Origin of the sequence: Polaromonas aquatica (assembly GCF_042659145.1) — a bacterium.
Classification (GTDB): Bacteria; Pseudomonadota; Gammaproteobacteria; order Burkholderiales; family Burkholderiaceae_C; genus Polaromonas; species Polaromonas aquatica.
Map to the genome: position 1 here is coordinate 187810 of NZ_JBHSRS010000002.1, position 26802 is coordinate 214611.

Annotated in this window: 23 protein-coding genes; 14 read left to right on the top strand and 9 right to left on the bottom strand. The window is 59.1% G+C overall.

The genetic code is table 11. The features are described 5' to 3' along the window. The first annotated feature begins 280 nt into the window (after positions 1 to 280). Positions 281 to 4306 carry a phosphoribosylformylglycinamidine synthase gene (gene purL, locus ACFQND_RS01555; RefSeq protein ID WP_371435536.1) on the top strand — a complete coding sequence of 1342 codons (4026 nt, stop codon included), beginning with the start codon at positions 281 to 283 and terminating at the stop codon, positions 4304 to 4306. Positions 4307 to 4442: 136 nt separating this feature from the next. Here the strand turns inward: purL and ACFQND_RS01560 are convergent, their stop codons facing one another. The 9 genes from ACFQND_RS01560 to ACFQND_RS01600 all read right to left on the bottom strand — a co-directional run bounded on the left by ACFQND_RS01560 (position 4443) and on the right by ACFQND_RS01600 (position 11063). After that, positions 4443 to 4898, bottom strand: coding sequence for an OmpW/AlkL family protein (locus ACFQND_RS01560; RefSeq protein WP_371435537.1), 456 nt, complete (start codon positions 4896 to 4898; stop codon positions 4443 to 4445). 56 nt (positions 4899 to 4954) lie between these two features. Beyond that, a complete protein-coding gene (locus ACFQND_RS01565) occupies positions 4955 to 5176 on the bottom strand; it encodes a hypothetical protein (RefSeq protein ID WP_371435538.1) in 222 nt (73 codons plus the stop codon). Positions 5177 to 5428: 252 nt separating this feature from the next. Next, a complete protein-coding gene (locus ACFQND_RS01570; RefSeq protein ID WP_371435539.1) occupies positions 5429 to 6214 on the bottom strand; it encodes a peptidylprolyl isomerase in 786 nt (261 codons plus the stop codon). Between the two features lie 33 nt (positions 6215 to 6247). Then, positions 6248 to 6532, bottom strand: coding sequence for a BolA family protein (locus ACFQND_RS01575; RefSeq protein WP_371435540.1), 285 nt, complete (start codon positions 6530 to 6532; stop codon positions 6248 to 6250). Further along, positions 6529 to 7155 (bottom strand): septation protein A, encoded by a 627-nt coding sequence (locus ACFQND_RS01580; RefSeq protein ID WP_371435541.1) that lies wholly within the window; start codon positions 7153 to 7155, stop codon positions 6529 to 6531. Before ACFQND_RS01580 ends, ACFQND_RS01575 begins: the two co-directional genes overlap by 4 nt. Before the next feature lie 93 nt (positions 7156 to 7248). Continuing rightward, positions 7249 to 7662 carry a peptide-methionine (R)-S-oxide reductase MsrB gene (msrB, locus tag ACFQND_RS01585; protein ID WP_371435542.1) on the bottom strand — a complete coding sequence of 138 codons (414 nt, stop codon included), beginning with the start codon at positions 7660 to 7662 and terminating at the stop codon, positions 7249 to 7251. Between the two features lie 36 nt (positions 7663 to 7698). After that, positions 7699 to 9177, bottom strand: a complete 1479-nt coding sequence (locus ACFQND_RS01590; protein WP_371435543.1) for a protein adenylyltransferase SelO — start codon at positions 9175 to 9177, stop codon at positions 7699 to 7701. A 96-nt stretch (positions 9178 to 9273) separates the two neighbouring features. Further along, positions 9274 to 10032 carry a Crp/Fnr family transcriptional regulator gene (locus tag ACFQND_RS01595; RefSeq protein ID WP_371435544.1) on the bottom strand — a complete coding sequence of 253 codons (759 nt, stop codon included), beginning with the start codon at positions 10030 to 10032 and terminating at the stop codon, positions 9274 to 9276. Positions 10033 to 10040: 8 nt separating this feature from the next. After that, positions 10041 to 11063, bottom strand: coding sequence for an AraC family transcriptional regulator (locus ACFQND_RS01600; protein WP_371435545.1), 1023 nt, complete (start codon positions 11061 to 11063; stop codon positions 10041 to 10043). Positions 11064 to 11422: 359 nt separating this feature from the next. Between ACFQND_RS01600 and ACFQND_RS01605 the strand changes: the two genes are divergently transcribed. The 13 genes from ACFQND_RS01605 to ACFQND_RS01665 all read left to right on the top strand — a co-directional run bounded on the left by ACFQND_RS01605 (position 11423) and on the right by ACFQND_RS01665 (position 26802). After that, positions 11423 to 12574, top strand: a complete 1152-nt coding sequence (locus tag ACFQND_RS01605; RefSeq protein WP_377412009.1) for an ABC transporter substrate-binding protein — start codon at positions 11423 to 11425, stop codon at positions 12572 to 12574. An 89-nt stretch (positions 12575 to 12663) separates the two neighbouring features. Then, a complete protein-coding gene (locus ACFQND_RS01610) occupies positions 12664 to 14292 on the top strand; it encodes a 3-(methylthio)propionyl-CoA ligase (RefSeq protein WP_371435547.1) in 1629 nt (542 codons plus the stop codon). Between the two features lie 124 nt (positions 14293 to 14416). After that, positions 14417 to 15745, top strand: a complete 1329-nt coding sequence (locus ACFQND_RS01615; protein WP_371435548.1) for a branched-chain amino acid ABC transporter substrate-binding protein — start codon at positions 14417 to 14419, stop codon at positions 15743 to 15745. Positions 15746 to 15909: 164 nt separating this feature from the next. After that, positions 15910 to 16863 (top strand): branched-chain amino acid ABC transporter permease, encoded by a 954-nt coding sequence (locus ACFQND_RS01620; protein WP_371435549.1) that lies wholly within the window; start codon positions 15910 to 15912, stop codon positions 16861 to 16863. Positions 16864 to 16872: 9 nt separating this feature from the next. Beyond that, the gene (locus ACFQND_RS01625; protein ID WP_371435550.1) at positions 16873 to 18165 is read left to right on the top strand and encodes a branched-chain amino acid ABC transporter permease; all 1293 of its coding nucleotides are present in this window, start codon (positions 16873 to 16875) and stop codon (positions 18163 to 18165) included. A 148-nt stretch (positions 18166 to 18313) separates the two neighbouring features. After that, positions 18314 to 19084 (top strand): ABC transporter ATP-binding protein, encoded by a 771-nt coding sequence (locus ACFQND_RS01630; RefSeq protein ID WP_371435551.1) that lies wholly within the window; start codon positions 18314 to 18316, stop codon positions 19082 to 19084. 1 nt (position 19085) lies between these two features. Beyond that, positions 19086 to 19781: an ABC transporter ATP-binding protein gene (locus ACFQND_RS01635; protein WP_371435552.1), complete on the top strand. Its 696-nt coding sequence runs from the start codon at positions 19086 to 19088 to the stop codon at positions 19779 to 19781. Positions 19782 to 19954: 173 nt separating this feature from the next. Beyond that, complete coding sequence (locus tag ACFQND_RS01640) at positions 19955 to 22054, top strand: 3-hydroxyacyl-CoA dehydrogenase NAD-binding domain-containing protein (protein ID WP_371435553.1); 2100 nt, start codon at positions 19955 to 19957, stop codon at positions 22052 to 22054. A 57-nt stretch (positions 22055 to 22111) separates the two neighbouring features. Beyond that, the gene (locus tag ACFQND_RS01645) at positions 22112 to 23290 is read left to right on the top strand and encodes an acetyl-CoA C-acyltransferase (protein ID WP_371435554.1); all 1179 of its coding nucleotides are present in this window, start codon (positions 22112 to 22114) and stop codon (positions 23288 to 23290) included. 15 nt (positions 23291 to 23305) lie between these two features. Beyond that, a complete protein-coding gene (locus tag ACFQND_RS01650; protein WP_371435555.1) occupies positions 23306 to 23737 on the top strand; it encodes a PaaI family thioesterase in 432 nt (143 codons plus the stop codon). Between the two features lie 29 nt (positions 23738 to 23766). Continuing rightward, positions 23767 to 25617, top strand: a complete 1851-nt coding sequence (locus ACFQND_RS01655) for an acyl-CoA dehydrogenase (RefSeq protein ID WP_371435556.1) — start codon at positions 23767 to 23769, stop codon at positions 25615 to 25617. Positions 25618 to 25619: 2 nt separating this feature from the next. Continuing rightward, on the top strand, positions 25620 to 25850 hold the full coding sequence (locus tag ACFQND_RS01660; protein ID WP_371435557.1) for a hypothetical protein: 231 nt from the start codon (positions 25620 to 25622) through the stop codon (positions 25848 to 25850). A gap of 163 nt (positions 25851 to 26013) precedes the next feature. Next, entirely contained in the window at positions 26014 to 26802 is a 789-nt protein-coding gene (locus ACFQND_RS01665) for an SDR family oxidoreductase (RefSeq protein WP_371435558.1), read from the top strand.

Sequence of the window (26802 nt, forward strand, 5' to 3'; positions counted from 1 at the left end):
ATTGCAGGCGTCATGCTTTGCACCAGGCTGGTGCTGCAGTGGACCGCGCATTACACGCGGTGAAAGGCGTGGGGCGCCGGCCGCAGCGCAGGGCCGCCCCAAGCAAGGCCAGCCCCCTCGGGGGCAGCGCATGACACGCAGTGAAAAGCGTGGGGGCTTATCGGAACGGGTAAAATTCAGGGTTAACGCGAACCCCGGACCTGGCGCAGGTTTGAGGGCGTGCCAACCACCTTTGGGCGGCTTCCCGGCTGCCCGCCACAACCACAAGGCCACCGCTACCGTGACCCTGCACCTGACGACTTTTGAGGGCGTGCCCGAGGGCATCAATGCCCTGAGCGATTTCCGCGTCCAGCAACTCCTCCCGCGCCTGCAAGCCATCCACGAGAAAATTGTGGGCATCCATGCACGTTTTGTGCACCTGGTGGCGACCGACACCTTGCCGACAGAGGCTGAAAAGACCCAGCTGGCAGCCCTGCTGAATTATGGCGAGCCGGCCCCTGCGGCCCTTGCCAGCCCCGTCGCTGGCTCGATCTTTGTCGTGACGCCGCGCTTCGGCACGGTTTCGCCCTGGGCTTCCAAGGCCACGGACATTGCCCGCAATTGCGGCCTGTCCATCAGGCGCATAGAACGCATCACGGAGTTCCAGCTCACGTTCAAATCCCAACTGCTGGGCAAGGCCGCCCTGACAGACGGCCAGCGCGAGCAGGTTGCGGCGCTGCTGCATGACCGCATGACCGAAAGCGTGATGCCTGACCGTGCCGAGGCCGCAGGCCTTTTCACAGAACTGCATGCCGCCCCCTTGCAAACCATTGATGTACTGGCCGGCGGCAAGGCGGCGCTGGAAGCCGCCAACAGCGAATTCGGCCTGGCGCTGGCCGTGGACGAGATCGACTACCTGGTCAATGCCTTCACCCAGCTCAAGCGCAACCCGACCGACGTCGAGCTGATGATGTTTGCGCAGGCCAACAGCGAGCATTGCCGCCACAAGATCTTCAACGCCGACTTCACGATTGACGGCGTGCCGCAGGACAAGAGCCTGTTTGCCATGATCCGCAACACCGAAAAGCTGCATCCGCAGCACACCGTGGTGGCCTATTCGGACAACGCTTCGGTCATGGAAGGCGCCAAAATCCAGCGTTTTTACGCCAAATCGACCTCTGCCCCCCGTGATGCAAGCGCAACCAGCTATCAAAGTTATAGCGCCTCCGACGACGTGCTGACGCATGTGCTGATGAAGGTAGAGACGCACAACCATCCCACGGCGATTTCCCCGTTCCCGGGTGCATCCACAGGCGCAGGCGGTGAAATCCGCGATGAGGGCGCTACCGGACGCGGCTCCAGGCCCAAGGCCGGTCTGACGGGCTTTACCGTTTCAAAGCTGTTTGATGGCGACTACGGCAAACCTGAACACATCGCCAGCCCGCTGCAGATCATGACCGAGGGCCCCTTGGGCGGCGCGGCCTTCAACAATGAATTCGGCCGGCCCAACCTGTCCGGCTACTTCCGCGAATACGAGCAAACCGTGGGCGGCCAGCGCTGGGGTTACCACAAGCCCATCATGATCGCCGGCGGCGTCGGCACGATTGACGCGGGCCTGACCAAAAAAATCCTTTTCCCGGCCGGCACCCTGCTGATACAGCTGGGCGGCCCCGGCATGCGCATAGGCATGGGCGGCAGCGCTGCCAGTTCCATGGCCTCGGGTACCAATGCGGCCAGCCTGGACTTTGACTCGGTGCAGCGCGGCAATCCCGAGATTGAACGCCGTGCGCAGGAAGTCATCAACCAGTGCGCCCAACTGGGCGCGGCCAACCCCATTCTGGCAATCCACGACGTGGGTGCCGGCGGGCTGTCCAACGCCTTCCCCGAGCTCGTCAATGACGCAGGGCGGGGCGCAAAATTTGACTTGCGTGCCGTGCAGCTTGAAGAAAGCGGCCTGTCGCCCAAGGAAATCTGGAGCAATGAGAGTCAGGAGCGCTATGTCATGGCGATTGCGCCTGAGTCGCTGGCGCAGTTCCAGGCCTTTTGCGAGCGCGAGCGCTGCCCGTTTGCGGTGATTGGTACCGCGACTGAAGACAAACAGCTGGTGCTGGCAGATGGCGATACCGCCCCGCCAGTGGATATGCCGATGAATGTTTTATTGGGCAAGCCGCCCAAAATGCATCGCGACGTGAAAAGCGTGGCGCACAGCATCAAGCCCATAGACCTGACCGGTGTGGACCTGCAGAAAAGTGCGATCGCCGTGCTGAGCCACCCGACGGTGGCATCCAAACGCTTCCTGATCACGATCGGCGACCGCACCGTGGGCGGCCTGACGCACCGCGACCAGATGGTTGGCCCCTGGCAGGTTCCGGTGGCCGATTGCGCCGTCACGCTGGCCGACTACCGGGGTTTTGCCGGCGAAGCCATGAGCATGGGTGAACGCACACCGCTGGCAACCGTCAATGCCGCCGCCTCTGGCCGTATGGCGGTGGCGGAAGCCATCACCAACCTGCTGGCAGCGCCTATCGAGCTGCCGCGCGTCAAGCTGTCTGCCAACTGGATGGCCGCCTGCGGCGAGCCTGGGCAGGATGCAGCACTTTACGAAACCGTCAAGGCTGTGGGCATGGAATTGTGCCCGGCACTGGGCGTGTCGATTCCGGTCGGCAAGGATTCGCTGTCCATGCGCACCGTCTGGACGGACGACAAGGTCGGCAAAAAGGTCACCTCGCCTGTCTCGCTGATCGTCAGCGCCTTCGCCACGCTGGCCGATGTGCGCGGCACGCTCACGCCGCAACTCAATGCGCTTGAAGCCGACACCACGCTGATCCTGATCGACCTGGGCAAGGGCCAGAACCGCATGGGTGGTTCCATCCTGGCGCAAAGCCTGGGACTTGAAGATGGTGCCGTGCCCGACCTGGACGATGCCAAAGACCTGGTCAACCTGGTTAATGCCATCAACCAGCTGCGTGCGCAGGGCCGCATCATGGCCTACCACGACCGCAGCGACGGCGGCCTGTTCGCCAGCGTCTGCGAAATGGCTTTTGCCGGCAATGTCGGTGTTTCGCTCAATGTGGACATACTGCTGCTCGAAGGCGACGGCATCAGCGACAGCCGCATGGACAGTGGCGACAGCAAGAACTGGGCATCACAGGTTGGCGCACGCCGTGATGAGCTCACGCTGAAAGCCCTGTTCAATGAGGAACTGGGCGCGGTGATCCAGGTGAACACGGATGTGCGCAACGAGGTCATGCAAACCCTGCGTGAACACGGCCTGTCAAAGTTCAGCCATTTCGTCGGCAAAACCCGGCCGCAACACGCCGCGCTGGAAGTCGGCAAGGGCGAAGTCCAGGTCTGGCGTGACACCAAAGCGGTGTTCAAGGCACCGCTGCAGGATTTGCACCAGGTGTGGGACTCGGTCAGCTGGAAGATCAACCAGCAGCGCGATAACCCGCAAGGCGCGGATGCCGAGCATGCGTCCGCAGGCGATCCGTCCAATCCCGGCCTGCATGTGCACCTGACGTTTGAGCCGAACAAAGCACCCGAGGCGCCTTCATTGAACCTGTCGCGCCCCAGGGTGGCAGTGCTGCGCGAGCAGGGCGTCAATTCGCATGTGGAGATGGCTTACGCCTTCACGCAGGCCGGTTTTGAAGCCATAGACGTGCACATGACCGACTTGCAGACCGGCCGTGCGCAACTGGCCGATTTCAAGGGCGTGGTGGCTTGCGGCGGCTTCAGCTACGGCGACACACTGGGCGCCGGCATAGGCTGGGCGCGTTCCATCACCTTCAACCCGGTGCTGTCCGCGCAGTTCAAGGCCTTCTTCGGCCGGCAGGATACGTTTGGCCTGGGTGTCTGCAATGGCTGCCAGATGTTTGCCGAGCTGGCCGACATCATTCCGGGCGCAGAAGCCTGGCCGCGCTTCACCACCAACCGCAGCGAGCGTTTTGAAGCCCGCCTGAGCCAGGTTGAAGTGCTGGAATCACCCAGCCTGTTCTTTGCAGGCATGGCCGGCAGCCGCCTGCCGATTGCCGTGGCGCATGGCGAGGGCTATGCCAATTTTGCGCACCGTGGCGATGCCTCCAAAGCCATTGCCGCCATGCGGTTCACAGACAACCACGGCCAGCCCACGGAGGCGTATCCCGCCAATCCAAACGGCAGCGCCGGTGGCCTGACGGCTGTAACGACAGCGGACGGGCGTTTCACGGCCATGATGCCGCACCCGGAGCGCGTGTTCCGCAATATCCAGATGAGCTGGACTTCGGGTGATGCCGGCCAGCTCAGCCCATGGATGCAGCTCTGGCACAACGCGCGGCGCTGGGTGGACTAAAAGCCATTGCCGGGTCGTTGGCCGGCCTTCTCCTGGAAGGCAACAGCTTCCCCTGCCGGATACGGAAGCAAGAATGATCCGGGCAAAGATGCCCGGATCATCTTCAAACCAGGCTGATTCGGTAGTCTGGCGGTATTTAAAAAGAATAGCCAGCCGCAATTGTCAACGCCACCGGGTTGAATTTGATGTCGGCATTGCGCTGGATATTGCCAACCGCCGTAGGCGTGTTGGTCGTGATTGTCGACTTGACCTGGGCGGTTGCTACTGACACTGTCATTGACCATTCTTTGGTGAACTTATATGTCGCACCGGCTTGCAGGGCCAGTCCCCAGGAGTCGCTCATTGAAAGGCTTGAAGGACCGCAGCCTGGAATTGCACCACCACCGCAGTTCAGCTGATTTCCTGCGTCTGTCACGTTGTACTGGCCGAACCTGGTGTAATTGATACCAACACCCACAAATGGCCGGAAGGCGCTGGATTTTTCCAGGAATTTGTAGTTTGCGAACAGTGTTGGGGCGATCTGCTGGACGGTCGCTCCCTTTTGGCCGTTAAAGGCCGCATTGAGTGCAGGGTTGGCTGTATTGACCTTCAATATGACGTCATGGGTAGGCGGCACGCCCAGAGCCAGTTCGACATCCCAGTTGTCATTTATTTCGGGGAATAGGAGAAAAAGGCGGTTGCCTTGTCACGCACGTAAAGGCTTGAACCTGGCGGCGTGAAGGCTGCCGGGCCGTTACCCGAAAAATCGCCTGCACTGGAATGCGGCTGTATGTTTGTGACGCCAAACCTGATTGTATTTTGCTGCGCCAGCGCGGGTACTGCCGCGGTGATGAGCAATACGCCAGCCAACAAAAAATACTTTGTTTTCATCGCTCAACTCCTTCTGTTTGAATAACTATTACAGAGTCGACAATAGAGCGACCATATCGAGCGGCCATGCTGCTATTGGTTGTTGATGCTATCTGGCTTGACCCAATACATTCAGGGGGTAATTACCCCGTGATACAGGTATTTCAGTAAGTTTCTGGTGCAAAAGTGCTGGCCAAAATGCTCTTTGCGACATATCGGGCGCATAAAAAAACGCGGACGAAGCCGCGTTTTTCAGGTCTGGACAAGCTTGCGCTATTCGATTTTTGCCTTGTCGCGCAGCCCTTGCTGAAAGGTCGCGAGTTTTTGCTGCTCCAGTTGCTGTGCAATCTGTGGCTTGAGTTCTTCAAACGGTGGCAACTGGGCTGTGCGAATGTCGTCCACACGAATGATGTGGTAACCAAACTGGGTCTTGACGGGCGTGTCGGTCATCTGGCCCTTGCCCAGCTTGAGCATGGCTTCGGTGAACTCTGCCACATAACTGCTGGGGTTGGCCCAGTCGAGGTCGCCGCCGTTGGCGCCTGAGCCGGGGTCTTTTGACTGCTTCTTGGCGATGTCTTCAAATTTCGCGCCTTTTTTCAGGCTGGCGATGATGGCTTTGGCGTCGGCTTCCTTTTCAACCAGGATGTGCCTGGCCTTGTATTCCTTGCCGCCGTTGGCTGCTGCAAACTTGTCGTACTCGGCTTTCAGCTCCGCATCGGTGACCGGGTTTTTCTTCTGGTAGTCGGCGAACAGCGCGCGGATCAGGATGGTCTGGCGTGCCAGCTCCATCTGTGCCTTGTAGTCTTCGCTGGTGGACAGGCCCTGTTTTTCGGCTTCCTGCATGAAAATTTCGCGGGCGATGACTTCTTCGCGCAGCTGGTCCTGGATCTCCGGTGTCACGGGGCGTCCCGACTTGGCCACTTGCTGAGCCAGTGTGTCAAGACGGGCTTTGGGAACAGCCTTGCCATTCACGATGGCGACGTTCTGGGCAAAAGCGCCTTGCGCGCCCAATGCCATCAGGGCCGCAGCAGCCGTTGCCAATAAAAATTGCTTCTTCATAAATGTCCTGTGTTGTCCTGTTGAGATGATTATTTATGCCGGCGTTTCAATGATTTCGATAGCCAGCGCGTGCAGGCCCTGATCGATGAAATTTTGCAGTGCATCATACACAAGCCGGTGGCGCGCCACGCGGCTCTTGCCTGTAAATGCGGGGCTGGCAATGCGAATGCGAAAGTGGGTACCAAAACCCTCTGCGTTGGCGCCAGCGTGCCCTGCGTGGGCAGCACTTTCGTCCAGAACTTCCAGCTGTGTTGGATGGAGCTGCGCCAGGAGCTGCTCTTCCAGCGCCCGTACATGTATCGGCAGTACCGTGCTCATGGTGTTGGGCCCTGTTTGATGTACTTGTTCAGGTACACCGCCTGGGCCAGCACAAACACGATCATCAGGCCCATCCCGCCAAACAGCTTGAAATTGACCCAGGTGCTGGTGGGGAAGTTGAATGCCACCCACAGGTTCAGAACGCCCATCACGGCGAAAAAACCGACCCAGCTGAAATTCACTACCCGCCAGATGGGGTCCGGCAGGTTCATTTGTGAGCCCATCAATGACTTGATGCCGTTCTTTTTGAAGATGAGTTGGCCAAACAGCAAGGCGCCGCCCATCACCCAGTACAGCACGGTCGGCTTCCATTTGATGAAACTCTCGCTGTGAAAGTAGATGGTGGCACCACCCAGCGCCGTGACCAGCCCCAGGCTGACCCAGAGCATGGTGTCGACTTTTTTGCCGCGCGCCTTGAGCCAGAGGATTTGCGCGAAGGTGGCCAGGATCACCACAACGGTGGCCAGCAGTACCGGGGCTTCCGCAGGCCCGACAACACCGCCGGACACCATAAAACCAAGCCATTCGGTGGCCGTGCTGGCGGCCCACTCCTTGTGGCCTTCGGCGTACTTGAACATGCCGAAAAACAGGGCAATTGGCAGGAAATCGAGAAGAATTTTCATGAAGGGATTATCGCGGGTAGCTTGATGGCGGGAAATGTTCCAGACCCTTCGGGTTGAGCCGTTCTTCAGGCTCAGGGCGAACAGAGTCAACGGTCATGGGGATTTCTTGAAATCCAGTGAGGCCGAGTTCATGCAGTAACGCAGGCCGGTTTCAGTGGGGCCATCGGGAAAGACATGACCCAGGTGTGCGCCGCAACTGGCGCAGACGGTCTCGGTGCGCGTCATGCCGAACTTGTGGTCCGTATGTTCTTCAATGGCACCGGGGACAGCCTCCTCCGAGAAACTCGGCCAGCCGCAACCAGCGTCAAATTTTGTATCAGAGTTAAAAAGCTTGGCGCCGCAACATATGCAGTGGTAGCTGCCGTCCGCCCAGACGGACTCGTATTTCCCGGTAAATGGCCGTTCAGTGGCTGCGTGGCGGGTGACCTCAAAGGCAACGGGTTCAGCGCCTTTTTCAGCCAGCAGGGCTTTCCATTCGGCATCGGTTTTTTCGATTTTCTGGGTCATGGCCAGGGTGTCCTGTATGAAAGGTTACGCGGAGGGTTACGAACTGCAGCTGATTTCAATGGAGGCGGCCCAGTCCGGTGGAAAGCCGGCAAAACTGTCGTGGCCAGGATGTTCGTCAAATGGGGATTGCAGCAGGGTCAACAAGGTATCGACCCCGGAAAAGTCCTTTAGTTTCGCCGCGCGTATGGCCTCTTCGCCCAAATGGTTGCGCAACACGAATTTCGGGTTGTTTTTAAGCATCAAATCGGCCCGCAGCCCAATATCGACGCGCGCAATGCGCTCCGAATACTGTAGCGCCCAGGCGTTGAAGGATTCCCGGTCAAAGAACAGGTCGCGCACGGCTTCGTGCCCGCTTTGCGGCGTAAAAGTGCACAAGCGGCGCCAGAAGATGGTGTAGTCCACCTTGTTGGCGGCCAGCAACCTGAAGGTGTTTTCCACCAATGCCGTATCTTCGGGCTGGGTATCCGGCAACCCCAGCTTGGCGCGCATCCGGGCTTGCAGCGCCTCGGGAAACACGGTTTTGTAGGACTCCAGTGCAGCCAGAGCCTGGTCCTGGGTCTCCATCAGGGGAAGCAAGGCCTGGCCCAGGCAAAACAGGTTCCAGTACGCGATGTTCGGCTGCTTGTTGTAAGCGTAGCGCCCCTGCGTATCCGAATGGTTGCAGATATGTGCGGGATCAAATGCATCCAGGAACTGGAAAGGGCCATAGTCAATGGTCAGGCCCAGGATGCTCATGTTGTCGGTGTTCATCACACCGTGGCAAAAGCCTGTTGCCTGCCAGGCCGCCATCAGATGTGCAGTGCGCTCGCTGACGGCTTCAAGCAGTGCTGCATAAGGTTGCGCCGCTTCACGGCAGGCCGGATAAAAACGCTCAATGACATAGTCGGCCAGTGTTTTCAGCTGGGCATGCTGGTCGGTGTAGCTGAAGTGCTCAAAATGTCCGAAACGTATGAAACTGGGCGCCGCTCGGGTCACGACCGCAGCGGTTTCGATCTCTTCGCGGCGTACCTTGGCGTCCGAACCGGTGACGCACAGGGCCCGCGTGGTGGGGATACCCAGGCCCTGCATGGCTTCCGAGCACAGGTATTCCCGTATCGAGCTGCGCAGCACGGCGCGGCCATCTCCCATGCGGGAGTAGGGCGTGCGGCCCGCGCCCTTGAGTTGTATTTCCTGTGACCCGCTGGAGGTTTCCAGCGCACCAAGCAGTATGGCGCGCCCGTCACCCAACTGGCCGGCCCATTGGCCGAACTGGTGGCCGCTGTAAACACTGGCCAGCGGCAGTGAGCCATCGGCCACACGGTTCCCGGTGAAAAGCTCCAGCGCAGCCTGAGATTCAAACCAGTTTTGCTCCAGTCCCAGCTCGCGGGCAAGACCAAGGTTGCGGCTGATCCAATAAGCCGAGGGCAGGGGGCTGGGCTGCAGTTCGGTGTAAAAATCCGGCCCCAGGCTGACAAAGTGGTTAGCCCATTTCAGGCTTGTAGGGTCGGCAGGCTGCTCGTCAGTGACTGGGTTCATGCCCTTATTGTCATATGCCGTCAGTAGCCCCGCCCCTGTGGGGATAAAACGAAGCAGTTTCCGGATGGCGGGTGTTGCCGGATAAAAAATAAGGTCCTAAGCCTCGGGCGGGATGGCATGGGCAGTCAAGGCATGCTCATCCAATACAGTCACGCGGCCAAATGTCAGGGATACCAGGCCTTGCTGCTCCATCGACTTGAGTGCTTTGTTCACCGTTTGCCGCGACAGGCCCACCAGGTGCCCCAGTTCTTCCTGTGAGAGCGTCAGCTTGCGACGGCCTTGCCAGAACACACGGCTCAGGTAGAGGGCCACCCTCTGCTCGGGTGCGCGCAGGCGACCGGCTTCAATGATGGTCATGGCCTGGCCGAGGCGCCGGTTCAGGTGCGCGACGAGGAAGTGGTTAAACGGCAGGCTATCGGCCAGCAGCGCATTGAACTGGATACGCGGAAGGCAAAGCCACAGTGTGTCACGCAGCGCGATCACATCGTAGCGCCGCGGCTCTGACTTCAGGGTCGAGCCTTCACCAAACCACTCGCCATCGGGCACCCCCAGAAACGCAGATACCCGTCCTTTGGGGGAGCCGCTTTGCAGCTTGACCAGTCCCGAGAGCACGGCGTACCAGCCATGCACCTCGTCGCCTGCATGCAGCAGGATGTCGCCCTTTTTTGCGGTCCGGGTGACAACACTTTCGGACACGCTGGCCTGGGTTTCTCCGGACAAGTGGCGAAACCAGGGCTGGGCTTGCAGAAACTGCCTGGACGGGCAGCTCACCCCAAAAGGCATGGCCGACAGATTCTGCCCGCCTGGTGCTTCAGGATTGATTGTTTTACCCTTGTCTCCGGACGGAGTCGGCACGGCGGTGTTCACACGGTAGATGCACTGTTGATCCCGAAACGCTGGCGGTATTGTCCCGGTGGCAGGTCAAACCAGCGCTTGCAGGCTCGAAAGAAGTTGCTTTGGTCGACAAACCCAAGCATGTCGGCGACCTGGCCCAGGGAGTGATGTTCCTCGGTCAGGTATTTGCGGGCAAGTTCGCTGCGGGCCTCGTCCAGCAGTTGCTGGAATGAGGTGTTTTCCGCATGCAGCCGGCGCTGGAGCGTGCGGTCTGTCAGGGCCAGGCCGCTGGCGATGTCTTCGCGGCGCGGCTCGCCCTGATGCAGTCGCCGAATAATTTCCTCACTGACCCGGTAGCTGGTACGGGTATTGCCCAGGCTGGTCAGCCGTTCTTCAATGACGCGCTCATGCAGGTCGAACATCGTCGGGTTGCTTGAGGGTAAGGGCGCATCCAGGTCTTCTGCCGAGAGCAGGATGCGCGAGGCTGGCTGGTCAAATCGCAAGGGGCAGTCAAACGTCATGCGGTAGGGATGGAAGTCCAGGGGTTCCGCGAATATGAACTCGGCGCCCAGTACCCGCACCTCGCGCCGCGTCAGCCAGCGGCTCAGGATCAGCAGGGTCAACAGGCTGTATTCCTGCCTCTGCCTGGGCACACGCCGGGTATTCCCAATGTGGCCGAGCACCAGCCAGCAGTTCTGGCGCTCCGGCACCAGTTCGAAAGTGGTGCAATCAGAGATCAGCGCCAGATAGCGCGAAAGGTTCTCAAGGCCGGTACGCAGGTTCGGGTTGGACATCATGGCGTAGCCCACGACATCGAAATTGACGTACCTGGCAGCCAGCCCGGGATTCAGCCCTAGCGCCTGGTTGCCCGACCATGCCACGGCAATGTCCCAAAGCTCGGAAATCTTTTCGGCGCCAAAACGTGCTGCGGGCTTGTCCAGCAAGGTGATATCCAGCCTGGCGGTGCGGAACAGTCGCGGTACGTCAATGCCTTGCGAGGCAAACATGTCGGCCAGGCCCTTGACCCAGGTTGATGAGCTCGTACGTTCCATATCAAAAGTGGCGTTCTGAAGTCACTACTTTGGCCGTGTTGTGATAACCGCCCGGCAGTGTCTTCTCCATAGAATTCTTTATCGCGGCATGCACCGCACGAGCCGGCAATTGGACGTGATTTTGCCGGGCCGTGCAAGTTGATATTTACCCGCACAGTGGAGACAAAAAATGCATTTCGAAGCCAATATCAGGCAGGCCGCCGGGCCCGCTTGTTCCGCTGAACCATGACGCGGGCGGCTCAGGGTAAACACCTGCAACATGTCGATCAGGCGACATGTTTTGCCATGCGCTGGCGGTGCCATCAAACTCCTGCACAACGATTCAAAAACAGCGCCTTGCCGGCGTGATGGAGAAAGACATGGACTTGTGGTGCAGACGATTCTTCCTGGGGTTTCTAGGCCTGGTCGCAGCACTGGCCTGGGCTGGCGTTCACGCTGAAAACGGTGTCAGCGACAAGGAGATCGTGCTCGGGCAGTCGCTGGGCCTGACGGGGCCGCTGGCGCAACTGGCGCCCGACATTGTCAATGGCGCGAATGTCTATTTCGACAGCGTGAACGCCAAGGGTGGCATTTTTGGCCGTCGCATCCGGCTGGTGACGCTGGATGACGGCTACCAGCCGGCGAACACCCTCAAGACGGCGCGCCAGCTGGTTGAGGACGAGCGGGTATTTGCGTTGTTGAACCTGACCGGCACGGACAATGTCGTTGGCATCCTGCCGATGCTGGCGAAAGAGAAACCTCCGGTCCCGCTGTTTGCGCCGTTTACGGGTGCTGACGTGCTGAGAGTGCCTGTGACGGGTCATGTGTTTCATGTGCGCGCCAGTTATGCCGATGAAACCGAAAAACTTGTCCAGCACCTGACCACCGTGGGCGTGCAGCGCATAGGCGTGCTCTGGATCAACAACGGCTTCGGAAAGGAAGGACTCGCCGGCGTGGAAAAAGCCATGCACAAACGCGGACTCAAGCTGTACGCCAATGCGCCGGTGCAGCCGGATGCATCGGATGTGGACAAAGCCGTTGCTGCCTTGCATGACACGCGGCCCGAGGTCATCATCATGATCACCACGGGTGTGCCCACGGTTTCTTTCATCAAGGCCTACAACAAGGCCCGCAAGGGCATGCGTTTTTACGCGTTGTCGGTCATGGGGACCCAGGCCACCTTGCGTGCACTTGGACCTGACGGCATTGGCGTGGTCGTGACTTCGGTCGTGCCTTTTCCATGGAGCCAGAGCAACCCCGTCGCCAATGAGTACCGCAGCGCCATGAAAAACGCCGGTTACGACAACCTGTCGTTCCTGGGTTTTGAAAGCTACATCAATGCCAAAGTTTTGGTCGAGGGTTTGCGGGGCGCGGGAAAGGATCTGACCCGGCCGAAGTTTGTCAATGCGCTGGAGCAGATGAGGCAGTTGAACCTTGGCGGATTTCAGGTCGGCTTCAGCAAGGAGTCGCACCAGGGCTCGCGTTTTGTTGAACTGACCATCATCGGCCCCGGCGAGAAATTCACCAAATAACCCTTGAACTTTGGCGACATGGGGCTTTCCCTGACGCGGCGCAAACCATTACGATAAAGGATTTGAAACAAATGCACCAAGGAGTGTCCATGCTGGGTTTAATGCAAAGTCAACCATTGATGATCTCGTCGCTGATCGAGTTCGCAGAGCGTCACCATGGTGATGCCGAGATCGTCTCGCGTCGTGTCGAAGGTGATATCCACCGCTACACCTACAAGGACTCTGCCAGGCGCGCCAGGCAGGTAGCCAAGGCGCTGGATGGCTTGAAGCTGGGTTTCAGCGACCGTGTTGCTACGCTGGCATGGAATGGCTATCGCCACTTTGAGTTGTATTACGGCGTCAGCGGTTCGGGCCGGGTGCTGCACACCATCAACCCGCGTTTGCATCCGGACCAGATCGCCTGGATTGCCAACCATGCAGAAGACCAGGTACTGTGTTTCGACCTGAGTTTTCTGCCGCTGGTGCAGGCCGTTCACGGCAGGTGCCCCACCATCAAGCATTACATCGCTATGTGCGATGCAGACAAACTGCCTCAGGACTCAGGCATTCCCAACCTGATCAGCTACGAGAGCTGGATAGGCGCGCAGTCCAGCGACTACAAATGGCCGAGTTTTGATGAGAACACGGCTTCCAGCATGTGCTACACAAGCGGCACCACGGGCAATCCCAAGGCTGCCTTGTACAGCCACCGCTCCAGCACCCTGCATGCCTACGCTGCAGCCTTGCCGGACGTGATGTGCCTGTCGGCACGCGATGCCGTTCTGCCGGTGGTTCCGATGTTTCACGTCAACGCCTGGGGCATCCCCTATTCGGCCGCACTGACGGGCGCCAAACTGGTGTTCCCTGGACCCGCGCTGGACGGCAAGTCGGTGTACGAACTTATCGAAGCAGAGAAAGTCACCTATGCGGCCGGTGTGCCCACGGTCTGGCAAATGCTGCTGGGGCACCTCAAGCCTGCAGGATTGAAGTTCTCAACCCTGCGCCGTACCGTGATTGGCGGGTCGGCATGTCCACCGGCGATGATCCAGGCCTTTAACGATGACTATGGCGTCGAGGTGCTGCACGCCTGGGGCATGACGGAAATGAGCCCGCTGGGCACGCTGTGCACCCTGAAAAACAAACACGATGCGCTGCCGGCGGAGGAAAAAATGAAGATCCGCCTCAAGCAGGGGCGGGCCATCTACGGTGTCGACATGAAAATCGTCAGCGAGGATGGCAAGGAACTGCCATGGGACGGAAAAACCTTTGGCGATCTTTATGTCAAGGGGCCGTGGATTGTGCGCGAGTATTTCAAGGGCGAGGGCGGCGATCCGCTGATCGACGGCTGGTTCCCCACGGGTGACGTGGCTACGATTGACGCGGACGGCTATATGCAGATCACCGACCGCAGCAAGGACGTGATCAAGTCCGGCGGCGAGTGGATCAGCTCTATCGATGTGGAAAACATCGCGGTGGCCCATCCCGCGGTCGCCATGGCCGCATGCATTGGCATCGCACATCCCAAGTGGGACGAACGCCCCGTGCTTGTGGTCGTGAAAAAACCAAACACCGAAGTCACGCGTGAAGAACTCATCAAGTTCTACGAGGGGAAAACCGCGAAATGGCAAATTCCCGATGACGTCGTGTTTGTCGATGCGATTCCGCTGGGCGCTACCGGCAAGATACTGAAAACCAGGTTGCGCGAGATGCTGAAGGACTACAAGTTGCCGACGCTCTGACAGCCGTCGCACCAGAGACATTGGCTAGGGCATTCCCTGACTCATCGTCTTGTGATTTGCCCTAACCTCTGCCCGTGATAAGTTGAATTCGTTCAAGATTAATTTAATAAACAGGAGACAATGAATGAGCACTCAGACTTTTTTTATGCGCCGCCATTTCGGCATCGCCGTGGCCGCCTCGGCCATGCTGTACGCCAGCGTGGCGCTGGCCCAGGCGCCTGCCAAGCCGGCGGCCGCTGCACCGGCCAAAGCTGCGGCACCCGCTGCTGCGCCAGGAACCGTCAACCTGAACCAGACCGTCAAGATTGCATGGCTTGACCCGCTGTCGGGCCTGATGGCCGCGGTGGGAACGAACCAGCTCAAGGGCTTTCAGTTCATGGCTGACCAGTTCAGCAAAAAGAACAAGGCCGGCGTGAAGTTTGAGATCATCGGCATCGACAACAAGCTGAGCCCACAGGAAACCACGAACGCACTGAAGTCCGCGATTGACCAGGGTGCACGTTATGTTGTTCAGGGCAACGGTTCCGGCCCAGCACTGGCGATCATGGATGCATTGTCGAAATACAACGAGCGCAATCCGGGCAAGGAAGTTGTTTACCTGAATTACGCGGCAGTCGATCCCGACCTGACCAACAGCAAGTGCGACTACTGGCACTTCCGCCTGGATGCGGACACCTCCATGAAAATGGAAGCGCTGACCGCATTCATGAAAGACCAGCCCGAGATCAAGAAGGTCTACCTGATCAACCAGAACTATGCGCACGGACAGCAGGTTGCCAAGTACGCCAAGGCCAACCTCGCGAGCAAGCGCCCCGACATCCAGATCGTCGGTGAAGACCTGCACCCGCTGGCGCAAGTGCGCGATTTCGCACCCTATGTTGCCAAAATCAAGCAGTCCGGTGCAGACACCGTGATCACCGGCAACTGGGGCTCCGACCTGTCGCTGCTGGTCAAGGCCGCCAACGAAGCCGGCCTGAACAACGTCAAGTTCTATACCTATTACGGTGGTGTGACCGGAACGCCGACGGCGCTGGGCGCAGCATCGGCCGGGCGTGTTTACATGGTCTCGTACAACCACCTGAACATGGGCGGCGAAATCCAGCAGCTCCAGGCTGACTACAAGAAAAAATTCAACGATGACTTCTACACCGGGGCCATCTACCACGCCTTTGCCATCCTGACGGAAGCCATGGCGCAAACCAAAACAACCGATGCGGCCACGGTGGCCAAGGCCATGGAAGGCATGCGCCTCAAGAGCTTCAACGGCGACATCGAAATGCGCAAGACTGACCACCAGTTGCAGCAAGGGCTCTACATTACCCGCTGGGAAAAAGCTGGCGGCAAGTATTCGTATGACGCCGAAAACACCGGTTACACCTTTGTACCCGTCAAGTACTACGAGCCCTATGTGGCCAGCACGCCCACCTCGTGCCAGATGAAACGCCCTTCGTAAATGCGTTAAGGCGCTGAGCCTCACATGGTGCAAGGCCCGACCAACCATCGGGCCTTTTTACCGATGGGCCGCCCCAAGGTACAAAGCTGCCCTCTTGCGGGGCAGCGACCCGCGCAGCGGCGGGGCGTGGGGGCCTTTTTTATTACCCTTTCAGGTGCTCATTCATGAATCTGGAGTTTTTCACCATTTCGCTGCTCAATGGGCTCAGCTACGGCCTGTTGCTGTTCATGCTCAGTTCCGGGCTGACGCTGATTTTCAGCATGATGGGCGTGCTTAATTTTGCGCACACCTCGTTTTACATGGTGGGTGCCTATATCGCTTACAGCACATCGCAGGTCATAGGCTTTTGGTGGTCCTTGCTGGTGGCGCCCATGGTCGTGTTTGTCATCGGCGCGGCATTCGAGAGGTTTTGCCTGCGCCGGGTGCACAAGTTCGGTCATGTGCCGGAGCTGTTGATCACTTTTGGCCTGTCTTACCTGCTGCTGGAGCTGGTGCAACTGATCTGGGGCCGGGCGGCTGTCAACTATGTCTTGCCAACAGGCCTTCAGGGTCCCCTGTTCACGATATTCGGGACCAATTTTCCGAAGTCGCGTGCGTTCATCATGCTGATTTCCATGCTCATGCTGCTGGGCATCTGGCTGTTGCTGACGCGTACACGCATTGGCCTGGTGATCCAGGCCGCGCTGACCCATCCCGAAACCGTGGAGTCGCTGGGCCATAACGTTCCGCGCGTCTTCATGCTGGTTTTTGGCGGTGGCGCAGCCCTGGCGGGCCTGGCCGGCGTGATTGGCGGCAACACGTTTGTGACCGAACCAGCCATGGCTGGATCGGTAGGGGCCATTATTTTTGTGGTGGTCGTGGTCGGCGGCATGGGCTCGCTCCCCGGGGCCTTTCTGGCATCCCTGCTGATTGGACTGGTCCAGACCTTTGCCGTGGCCATGGATCAGTCACTCATCACCCTGCTGGCGCAGTTCAGGGTCGCAGTAACGCCTGAGACCTTTGGCTACCCCCTGCTCAAGCTCACGATTTCGCAGGTGGCGCCGATACTGCCATTTCTCTTGCTGGTCCTGATACTGATTTTCCGCCCCAAAGGCCTGCTGGGTACACGAGAAGGATAAGGGCCAGTCATGACCGCAAAATACTACGAATTCAAGCCCCATAACGTGGGGCGCTGGGTGCTGTGGAGCCTCTATGCACTGCTGCTGGTGACTGCTCCCCTGATGTTCAAGAGCAGCCTGGCACTCACCATGCTGTCGCAGGCCGGTTACCTGGTCATCATCTGCCTGAGCTACAACATCCTGCTGGGGCAGGGCGGCATGCTGAGTTTTGGCCATGCGGTTTACGCCGGGCTGGGCTCGTTCCTGGCCATCCATGCGATGAACCTCGCGTCAAAAGGCACCTTCTACATTCCCTTGCCGCTGATTCCCCTTGTGGGCGGCTTGTCGGGGCTGTTTTTTGCCGTTCTGTTCGGTTACGTCACGACAAAAAAAGCCGGCACCACGTTTGCCATGATCACGCTGGGAGTTGGTGAGCTGGTGTTTGCCATGTCCCTGATGTTCCCCGAGTTTTTTGGCGGCGAGGGCGGCATCACGACCAACCGTGCTTATGGCAAGCCGATTTTTGGCATCAGCTTCGGCCCGCAAATCCAGGTTTATTACCTGATCGCCGTGTACTGTTTTATCTGCACCGCGGCCATGTTCGCCTTTACCCGTACACCGTTGGGCCGTATCCTGAATGCCGTGCGCGACAACCCGGAGCGTGTCGAGTTCATTGGCTACAACACGCAGCGGGTGCGCTACTACTCGTTCATCATCGCCGGTTTTTTTGCGGGTATAGGTGGCGGGCTGGCGGCGATCAATTCAGAAATCGTCACGGCTGAAGTGGTGAGCGGCGTACGTTCCGGCAGCCTGCTGCTGTTCACCTTCCTGGGCGGAGCCACTTTCTTCTTCGGTCCCATCATTGGTGCCGGTCTCCTGGTGCTCGCTCTGATCCTGCTGTCGGAGCTGACCATGGCCTGGTTGCTGTATGTGGGCCTGATTTTCCTGTTCATGGTGATGTATGCACCCGGCGGCATTGCCAGTCTGATCATGATGAATGTCAGGGTCGCGGCTTTTGGCAGGCTCAAGGAGTTATGGGTTGGTTACTTGGGCCTGGCCGTGACGGCCCTGGTGACCCTGGCAGGTGCCGCAGCCATGGTCGAGATGATTTATCACATGCAGCTCAATGCGGCACTGGGGCCCGAGCTTGGCTTCATGGGGGTCAAGCTGGATGCGCTTAACCTTAATAGCTGGTTTGGCGCCGGTTTTGTGATGCTGACCGGGCTGAGTCTTTTTGAGCTCACCCGCAGGTACTTTTTAAAGCAATGGGGCGAGATCCAGAATGACATTGAAAAGGAAATCAAGCGGAGGGAGACCTTATGAGCCCCCACGCTCGTCACTTTGAGTACTTCGCTGCCCCTCGAGGAGGCGCTGCGTCTGCGGCCCAGCAAAGCCAGCTCCGCAGCTCCTGCTGCTGGGGAAGTTACGTTGATCACGCTGCAAACGGCGCTCTGGCCCGGCGGACAAAAATATGACCTACTCACTTGAACTGAAAGACCTCCGCAAGAGTTTTGGCAAGACGGAGATCATCCGTGGCGCAAACCTGCAAGTAGCTGCCGGTGAGCGCGTGGCCATCATTGGCCCCAACGGTGCAGGTAAATCCACCCTGTTCAATTTGATCAGCGGGCGTTTTGAGCCCACAAGCGGGGACGTGCTTCTCAACGGCCAGCGCATCAACGGCAAGAAGCCTTTTGAAATCAACCGCTTGGGCTTGTCGCGCAGCTTCCAGATCACCAACATCTTCCCCAAGCTCAGTGTTTTTGAGAACTTGCGTTGTGGGGTTCTCTGGAGCCTGGGCTACAAGTACACCTTCCTGAAATTTCTCGCCGATCTGGATGACGCCAATGAGCGTGCCGAAGAATTGATGGGCATGATCAAGCTCGATAAAAAGCGGGATGTGCTGGCCGCCAACCTGACCTACGCCGAACAGCGTGCGCTGGAAATCGGCATCACCATCGCAGGCGGTGCCAGCGTGATCCTGCTCGATGAGCCCACGGCAGGCATGAGCCGATCTGAAACCAGCCGTTTCATCGGCCTGATCAAGGAAGTCACCGTGGGTAAAACCCTGCTGACAGTGGAGCATGACATGGGTGTGGTGTTTGGTCTTGCGGACAAGATCGCCGTCGTTGTTTACGGCGAGGTCATTGCATTCGACAAACCCGAAGCAGTACGTGCCGACCAGCGCGTGCAGGAGGCTTATCTCGGCTCACCTGTTGCCGACCAGCAGGCGGGAGGACATTGACATGCTGACCATCAATAACCTTCACGCCTTCTACGGCAAGAGCCACGTACTCCACGGCGTCTCGTTTGACGTGCGGCCGGGTGAGATCGTGGCTTTGCTGGGCCGCAACGGTTCGGGCCGTTCCACGACAGCCAAGGCGATCATGGGCCTGGTGGACTGCCAGGGCTCCATCAACTGGAAAAGCGGCGAAATAGTTGGCAAGAAGGCCTACGAAATTGCCCACCTCGGGATTGGTTATGTGCCCGAGAACCGCGACATTTTCCCCAAGCTGACCGTGCACCAGAACCTGTTGCTGGGCCAAAAGGGCTCCGGAAAAGGCTCGCGCTGGTCTTTCAAGGACATGTACGCCATGTTCCCGCGCCTGCTGGAGCGCCAGCACACCGAGGCCGGGGTGCTGTCGGGCGGCGAGCAGCAGATGCTCACGCTGTGCCGCACGCTCATGGGCGATCCGGACCTCATCATCATTGACGAGCCTACCGAGGGCCTGGCTCCGAAAATCGTGGAGCTGGTCGGCCAGTACCTGCAGACCCTTAAAAGCAAGGGCATCTCGGTACTTCTGATCGAACAAAAGCTCACCATCGCCATGGCCATTTCCGACCGGGCCCTTGTCATGGGGCATGGAAGCATTGTTTTTCAGGGTACGCCTGACAGCCTGCGGGCTGACGCCTACACTCGCAAAGAGTGGCTTGAGGTGTAAAAAACCGGGACAGCTTGTCGCCGCAGGGACAAGCCGGGCGATCATGGCACTTGTGCTGTCACAAACCCGCCCTACAATCAGAAAAAGAACGATCGTACTATTCTGTGCGGCAGGCGCAAGGTTTTGCGCCTGCAACCGGGACAACTGAAACTTTAATCAAGGAAGCAAGCGCAATGACAACCCTTTACGAAGTTCACGGCACTGTGGCCGTCATCACCCTGAACAACCCACCGGTCAATGGCCTGGGGTACGCAACGCGCTTGAGCATCACCGACAACCTGCAAAAAGCCAATGCAGACAGCGCCATCAAATCCATCGTGATCACGGGTGCCGGCAAGGCTTTTTCGGGCGGCGCCGACATCAAGGAATTTGGCAGTCCCAAGGCGCTGGCCGAGCCCAACCTGCTCAGCGTTATCCTGATGATTGAAAATTCAGCCAAGCCGGTGATTGCTGCGATTCATTCGGTCTGCATGGGTGGTGGCTTGGAGCTAGCGCTCGGCTGCCACTACCGCATTGCCGCCCCAGGCTGCAGCGTGGCATTGCCGGAAGTGAAGCTGGGCCTTGTACCTGGCGCCGGCGGCACACAACGCCTGCCGCGTGCGCTGGGTGTCGAGGCTGCGCTGAACATGATTGTGAGCGGCGAGCCTGTCAAGAGCGAACTGCTGGCCCAGATCCCCGGTCAAAAGCTGTTTGACAAGCTGGCAGCATCGCCTGAATCCCTGGCCGCAGAAGCGCTGGCCTATGCCCAGTCTGTTGCCGATACTCGACCGCTTCCGCTGGTGCGCAATCTGCCCTGCAAGCATCCCAACGGCGACGCCTACTTCCAGTTCGCACGCAATATGGTGGGCGGCATGTCCAAGAACTACCCCGCGCCGCTCAAGTGCGTGGCGGCGGTCGAAGCTGCTACCAAACGCAAATTTGACGATGGCCTGGCATTTGAGCGCGAGCTGTTCATCAACCTGATGTGGACCCCGGAAGGCCGCGCCCTCAGGCACATTTTCATGGCCGAGCGGGCCGCCTCCAAGATTCCCGATGTGCCGTCGGATACGCCCCAGCGCGCCATCAAGTCGATTGCCGTGATTGGTGCTGGCACCATGGGTGGCGGCATTTCCATGAACTTCCTGAACGCCGGCATTCCCGTGAAGATGCTGGAGATGAAGCAGGAAGCGCTGGACCGCGGCATCGCCACCATCCGCAAAAACTATGAAGCCCAGGTCAAAAAAGGCAAGCTCAAGCAGGACAAGTACGAGCAGCGCATGAGTCTGCTCAGCACCACCCTGAGTTATGACGATCTGAAAGAGGCCGACATGGTCATCGAAGCCGTGTTTGAGGAAATGGGCGTCAAGGAAAGGGTCTTCAAGGAACTGGACCGCGTGATGAAGCCGGGTGCCATCCTGGCCTCCAATACCTCGACCCTGGACATGAACCAGATCGCCGCATTCACCAAGCGTCCGCAGGACGTCATTGGCACGCACTTTTTCAGCCCTGCCAACGTGATGAAACTGCTGGAAGTGATTCGCGGTGAAAAAACCGCGAAGGACGTGCTTGCCACCGTGATGGCGCTAGGCAAGAAGATCCGCAAGACGGCCGTGGTATCGGGTGTCTGCGACGGTTTTATCGGCAACCGCATGATCGAGCAGTACGGCCGCCAGGGCGGTTTCCTGCTGGACGAAGGTTGCACACCGGAACAGGTCGACAAGGCCATTGAGAAGTTCGGTTTTGCCATGGGTCCATTCCGTATGGGCGACCTGGCCGGTAACGACATCGGCTGGGCCATCCGCAAACGCCGCTACACAGAAAAGCCGGACATGAAATACAGCAAGACCGCCGACCTGCTGTGCGAAAAAGGCCGCTTCGGCCAGAAAACCGGCGCCGGCTGGTATGACTATGTGGCCGGCAAGCGCGATGCCATCCCGAATGCCGAAGTCGTCAAGGTGATTGAAGACCACCGCAAGAGCCTGGGCATCACGCCGCGCAAGATTTCCGATGAAGAGATCGTGCAGCGCCTGGTGTATTCGCTGGTCAACGAGGCTGCGCATATCCTGGAAGAAGGCATTGCCTCCAAGGCCAGCGATATCGATATGGTGTACCTCATGGGTTACGGCTTCCCGATCTACCGTGGCGGCCCCATGAACTACGCCGACCAGGTCGGCCTTTTCAATGTGGTGCAAAGCATGAACCGCTTTGCGAAGAACCCGCTGGACGACGCGAATTTCTGGAAACCCGCACCGCTGCTGGCCCGTCTTGCCGCCGAAGGCAAGACCTTCAATTAATTGCCGCTGAAGGCCAAACCTTCAACTGATTTTGCGAACTAAATTCCGGAGAAATTCATGACCTCAGCTGTAATCGTTTCCACTGCACGTACCCCGCTGGCCAAAAGCTGGAAGGGCTCTTTCAACATGACGCATGGCGCCACGCTTGGCGGCCACGCCGTGCAGCACGCCATCCAGCGCGCCGGCATTGAAGCCGCCGAAGTGGATGACGTGATCATGGGCTGTGCCACGCCTGAAGGCGCCACGGGCGCCAACATTGCGCGCCAGGTTGCTTTGCGCGCCGGCTGCCCGGTCACTGTGTCGGGCATGACCGTCAACCGTTTTTGCTCTTCCGGCCTGCAGACCATTGCACTGGCTGCCCAGCGCGTGATTGCCGGCGAAGCCGATATTTACGTGGCCGGCGGTGTGGAAAGCATTTCGTGCGTGCAGCAGGAGATGAACACCCACATGCTGCGCGAAGACTGGCTTGCCAAAAACAAGCCCGAGATTTACTGGAACATGCTGCAAACTGCCGAGCAGGTGGCCAAGCGCTACAACATCTCGCGCGACCGCATGGACGAGTATGGCGCACTGAGCCAGCAAAAAGCCACGGCAGCACTGGCCGCCGGCCTGTTTGAAGCCGAGATCGCGCCGATTACCGTGACAGCCGGCGTGGCCGACAAGGTCATGGGCCTCACCACCAAACAGGTCACCGTCAGCAACGACGAAGGCATCCGCGCCGGCACCACCAAGGAAGGCATCAGTGGCATCAAGCCGGCCATTCCAGGCGGCGTCATTGCGGCCGGCAATGCCAGCCAGTTCTCCGACGGTGGCGGTGCCGTAGTCGTGATGGATGAGAAGGTTGCCAGCAGGAAGGGCCTGAAGCCGCTGGGCCGTTTCCTCGGTTTTGCGGTCGCAGGTTGCGAGCCTGACGAAATGGGCATAGGCCCGGTGTTTGCCATCCCCAAGGTGCTGGCAAAACTCGGTTTGAAAGTCGGCGACATTGACCTCTGGGAGTTGAACGAAGCTTTTGCAGTGCAGGTGCTGTATTGCGCCGACAAGCTGGGCATTCCCATGGACAAGCTCAATGTCAACGGCGGCGCGATTGCCGTGGGCCACCCTTACGGCGTGACGGGCCAGCGTCTGACGGGCCATGCCCTGATCGAAGGCAAACGCCGCGGCAACGTCAAACGTGTCTGCGTCACCATGTGCATTGGCGGCGGCATGGGTGCTGCAGGCATTTTCGAAGTCCTTTAAACCATTGCAAGTGCCATGAACGAAGCCCTGCTCCTTCAGAAAGGGCAGGCCGTTCTTGCCCTGCAGCCTTTCAGTGTGCTGATCGGTGCCGAGCTGCGCGCACTGTCGCCGGGACACTGCGAACTGCATGTCCCGGCCAGCGAAAAAATCCGGCAGCAAAACGGCTTTGTGCATGGCGGTGTTGTCAGCTACGCTGCCGACAACGCCTTGACCTATGCCGGCGGCACCATGCTCGACTGGGCCGTCGTCACTTCCGAGTTCAAAATCAACTATGTCCGGCCGGCCATTGGCGAGCGCCTGATCGCGCGCGCCCATGCCGTGTATGCTGGCAAGTCGCAGGCGGTTTGCCGCTGCGATATTTTCATGGTGGTAGGTGGTGAAGAAAAACTTTGCGCCGTAGCCCAAGGCACGATTGCAAGGCTTGCCACTAAAGATTCCCCGGAATAATTCCAGCCAATCAAGGATTGCACAGCACCATGAGCCTCAGGCCCACTCTTGACTTTCTGCTGTACGACTGGCTTGCCGCCGAATCGCTGAGCCAGCGCAGCCGTTTTGCCGACCACTCGCGCGAAACTTTTGATGCCGTGTTTGACACCTGCGAGCGTATCGCACGCGAGAAATACGCGCCCTTCAACCGCACGGTCGACACGCAGGAGCCGCACTTTGACGGTGAAAAGGTCATCCTGCCGCAGGCCACGCACGATGCCCAAAAAGCCTATGCAGCGTCAGGCATGCTCAGCGCCGCGCAGGATTATGAGATGGGCGGCATGCAACTGCCCTACACGGTTGAAGCCGCCGCCAATGCCTTTTTTGCCATGGCATCGGTCAGCATAGGCTCGGGCATGCTGACCACCGGCAATGCCAATTTGTTGATGGTGCATGGCACAGATCTGCAGAAAGAGGTGTTCGCCAAAAACGAGTTTTCAGGGCGCTTTTCGGGCACCATGTGCCTTTCGGAGCCGCAGGCGGGTTCGTCGCTCAGTGATGTCACCACCAGGGCAGTGCCCGATGGCGCGGATCATGAAAACGATCCACTGGGTCCACGTTACCGCCTCAAAGGCAACAAGATGTGGATCTCTGCCGGCGAACACGAGCTGACGGACAACATCATCCACTTGGTGCTGGCAAAGATTCCCGGCCCGGACGGCAAGCTGATTCCCGGGACACGCGGTATTTCACTGTTTATCGTTCCCAAAAAACTCGTCAACGACAAAGGTGAACTGACCGGTGTACGCAACGACGTGGCGCTGGCCGGCCTGAACCACAAACTGGGCTGGCGTGGCACGACCAACACGCTGCTCAATTTTGGCGAAGGCAAATACCCGGTCCCTTCGACAGGCTCAGGGCCGGCGGTTTCGGGCGCCGTGGGCTACCTTGTTGGCAAACCGCACGAAGGCCTGCGCTGCATGTTCCACATGATGAACGAAGCGCGCATAGGCGTGGGCATGGCAGCCACCATGCTGGGCATGGCGGGTTACCACGCCAGCCTGGAGTACGCAAAAAACAGGCCACAGGGCCGCCCCATGGGCTTGGGCGGCAAGGACGCAGCGCAGCCACAGGTGCGGATCATTGAACACGCTGACGTCAAGCGCATGCTGCTTGCGCAAAAAGCCTACTGCGAAGGTGCGCTGGCGCTGGAGCTGTATTGCGCCAGGCTGGTGGACGAGCAGCACACCGGCACGCCGGAAACCGCAGACGAAGCCAGGATGCTGCTGGAAGTGCTGACGCCGATCGCCAAAAGCTGGCCCAGCGAATGGTGCCTGGAAGCCAACTCACTGGCAATCCAGGTGCATGGCGGTTACGGTTACACGCGGGATTTCCCGGTCGAGCAGTACTGGCGCGACAACCGCCTGAACATGATTCATGAAGGCACCCACGGCATCCAGGGCATGGACCTGCTGGGCCGCAAGGTGTTGATGGAAGGGGGCAGGGGGCTGGCGCTGCTGGCTGCGCGCATCAACAGCACCATCGAGCGCGCGATCCAGATCCCCGAACTGGCGGTCTATGCCAATGCACTGGGCAAGGCGCTGCAGCATGTGGGCAGCGCCACCAAGGCCGCCTGGGCCACGGGCAAGCCCGGCGATGCGCTGGCCAATGCTGTGCCCTATATGCAGGCCTTTGGGCATACCGTGCTGGCCTGGATCTGGCTGGACGTGGCACTGGCGAGTATCGCTGCAGATGCTACAAAATCAATAGCTGCCTGCGCAGGTAGATTGGGCGCTACACGCTATTTTTATCACTATGAGCTGCCCAAAATCGACGCCTGGCTGAAAGTGGTTGAAACCCGCGACCAGACCTGTGCCGATTTGCCAGAGGAGGCGTTTTAACCATGAGTTTTTTCAAACCATCATCGGAGCCGTCCTCCAGCAAATTTATCGCCAGGCTCCAGGCCCTGATCTGGATTCTGATTTATGGCGGCCTGCTGACACTGGTGCTGGGCCTGTCGGTACAGCGCACCAGCGACCCCATAGGCTGGTCCATGGTGGTCGGTGGCGCGCTGGTTGCGGCGCTGGGCGTGGTCCTGATCTATGTACGTTCCAAGCTGAAGACCGGGCCATGAGTCGCCATCAGGACAGCGGCATTCGCAGCCTGCAGTGATGTTGTGTTTTACTTGATCACAAACGGGCGCCAAGAGCAAATTCATCATCAACAGATCACCAGCAACCGGAGCGTTTGCGCGACAAGCACTCCTTGCCTGATCACAAAATTTCAGGAGATACACCATGACACGAACCATCCAGCAATTGTTTGACCTCAAGGGCAAAACCGCCCTGGTGACCGGCGGCTCGCGCGGCCTGGGCCTGCAGCTCGCGCACGCCCTGGGTGAAGCCGGTGCCAGGATCATGCTCAGCTCGCGCAAGGCAGATGATCTCGTGGAAGCCGCAGCCGAACTCAAGTCTGCCGGCATCGATGTGGACTGGATTGCCGCCGACTGCTCCAAAGAGGCCGATATCCGGGCCCTGGCCGACGAAACCATCAAGCGTTTCGGCCATGTCGACATCCTGGTCAATAACGCGGGAGCATCCTGGGGCGCACCGGCTGAAGATCACCCGGTCGAGGCCTGGGACAAGGTCATGAATCTCAATGTCCGCGGTTATTTCCTCCTGTCGCAGCACATTGCCAAACACAGCATGATCCCGCGCAAATCGGGCCGCATCATCAACCTGGCGTCCATCGCCGGCCTGGGCGGCAACCCGCCGGGCATGCAGATGATTGCCTACAACACCTCCAAGGGTGCTGTAATCAACTTCACCCGTGCGCTGGGCTGCGAATGGGGCCAGTACAACATCACGGTGAATGCAATTTGCCCGGGCTTTTTCCCCAGCAAGCTGACGGCCGCCACGCTGGCTGAGAAGGGCGACGAACTCGCTTCGCACGCGCCCTTGGGCCGGCTGGGCGATGACGAAGACCTCAAGGGCCTGTGCCTGCTTTATGCATCCGATGCCGGCAAACACATCACCGGTCAGTGGCTGGCCGTAGACGGCGGCGTGTCGGCGGTGACCGGAGGCTAA

Bases quoted from the DNA above. Each gene is read 5' to 3' on its own strand.
- ACFQND_RS01615 (WP_371435548.1), top strand. From the start codon at position 14,417: ATGAGCACTCAGACTTTTTTTATGCGCCGCCATTTCGGCATCGCCGTG.
- ACFQND_RS01590 (WP_371435543.1), bottom strand. From the start codon at position 9,177: ATGAACCCAGTCACTGACGAGCAGCCTGCCGACCCTACAAGCCTGAAA.
- ACFQND_RS01655 (WP_371435556.1), top strand. From the start codon at position 23,767: ATGAGCCTCAGGCCCACTCTTGACTTTCTGCTGTACGACTGGCTTGCC.
- ACFQND_RS01575 (WP_371435540.1), bottom strand. From the start codon at position 6,532: ATGAGCACGGTACTGCCGATACATGTACGGGCGCTGGAAGAGCAGCTC.
- ACFQND_RS01580 (WP_371435541.1), bottom strand. From the start codon at position 7,155: ATGAAAATTCTTCTCGATTTCCTGCCAATTGCCCTGTTTTTCGGCATG.
- ACFQND_RS01605 (WP_377412009.1), top strand. From the start codon at position 11,423: ATGGACTTGTGGTGCAGACGATTCTTCCTGGGGTTTCTAGGCCTGGTC.
- ACFQND_RS01665 (WP_371435558.1), top strand. From the start codon at position 26,014: ATGACACGAACCATCCAGCAATTGTTTGACCTCAAGGGCAAAACCGCC.
- ACFQND_RS01570 (WP_371435539.1), bottom strand. From the start codon at position 6,214: ATGAAGAAGCAATTTTTATTGGCAACGGCTGCTGCGGCCCTGATGGCA.
- ACFQND_RS01600 (WP_371435545.1), bottom strand. From the start codon at position 11,063: ATGGAACGTACGAGCTCATCAACCTGGGTCAAGGGCCTGGCCGACATG.
- ACFQND_RS01620 (WP_371435549.1), top strand. From the start codon at position 15,910: ATGAATCTGGAGTTTTTCACCATTTCGCTGCTCAATGGGCTCAGCTAC.
- ACFQND_RS01610 (WP_371435547.1), top strand. From the start codon at position 12,664: ATGCTGGGTTTAATGCAAAGTCAACCATTGATGATCTCGTCGCTGATC.
- ACFQND_RS01650 (WP_371435555.1), top strand. From the start codon at position 23,306: ATGAACGAAGCCCTGCTCCTTCAGAAAGGGCAGGCCGTTCTTGCCCTG.
- ACFQND_RS01635 (WP_371435552.1), top strand. From the start codon at position 19,086: ATGCTGACCATCAATAACCTTCACGCCTTCTACGGCAAGAGCCACGTA.
- ACFQND_RS01660 (WP_371435557.1), top strand. From the start codon at position 25,620: ATGAGTTTTTTCAAACCATCATCGGAGCCGTCCTCCAGCAAATTTATC.
- ACFQND_RS01625 (WP_371435550.1), top strand. From the start codon at position 16,873: ATGACCGCAAAATACTACGAATTCAAGCCCCATAACGTGGGGCGCTGG.
- ACFQND_RS01645 (WP_371435554.1), top strand. From the start codon at position 22,112: ATGACCTCAGCTGTAATCGTTTCCACTGCACGTACCCCGCTGGCCAAA.
- ACFQND_RS01565 (WP_371435538.1), bottom strand. From the start codon at position 5,176: ATGAAAACAAAGTATTTTTTGTTGGCTGGCGTATTGCTCATCACCGCG.
- ACFQND_RS01640 (WP_371435553.1), top strand. From the start codon at position 19,955: ATGACAACCCTTTACGAAGTTCACGGCACTGTGGCCGTCATCACCCTG.
- msrB (WP_371435542.1), bottom strand. From the start codon at position 7,662: ATGACCCAGAAAATCGAAAAAACCGATGCCGAATGGAAAGCCCTGCTG.
- ACFQND_RS01630 (WP_371435551.1), top strand. From the start codon at position 18,314: ATGACCTACTCACTTGAACTGAAAGACCTCCGCAAGAGTTTTGGCAAG.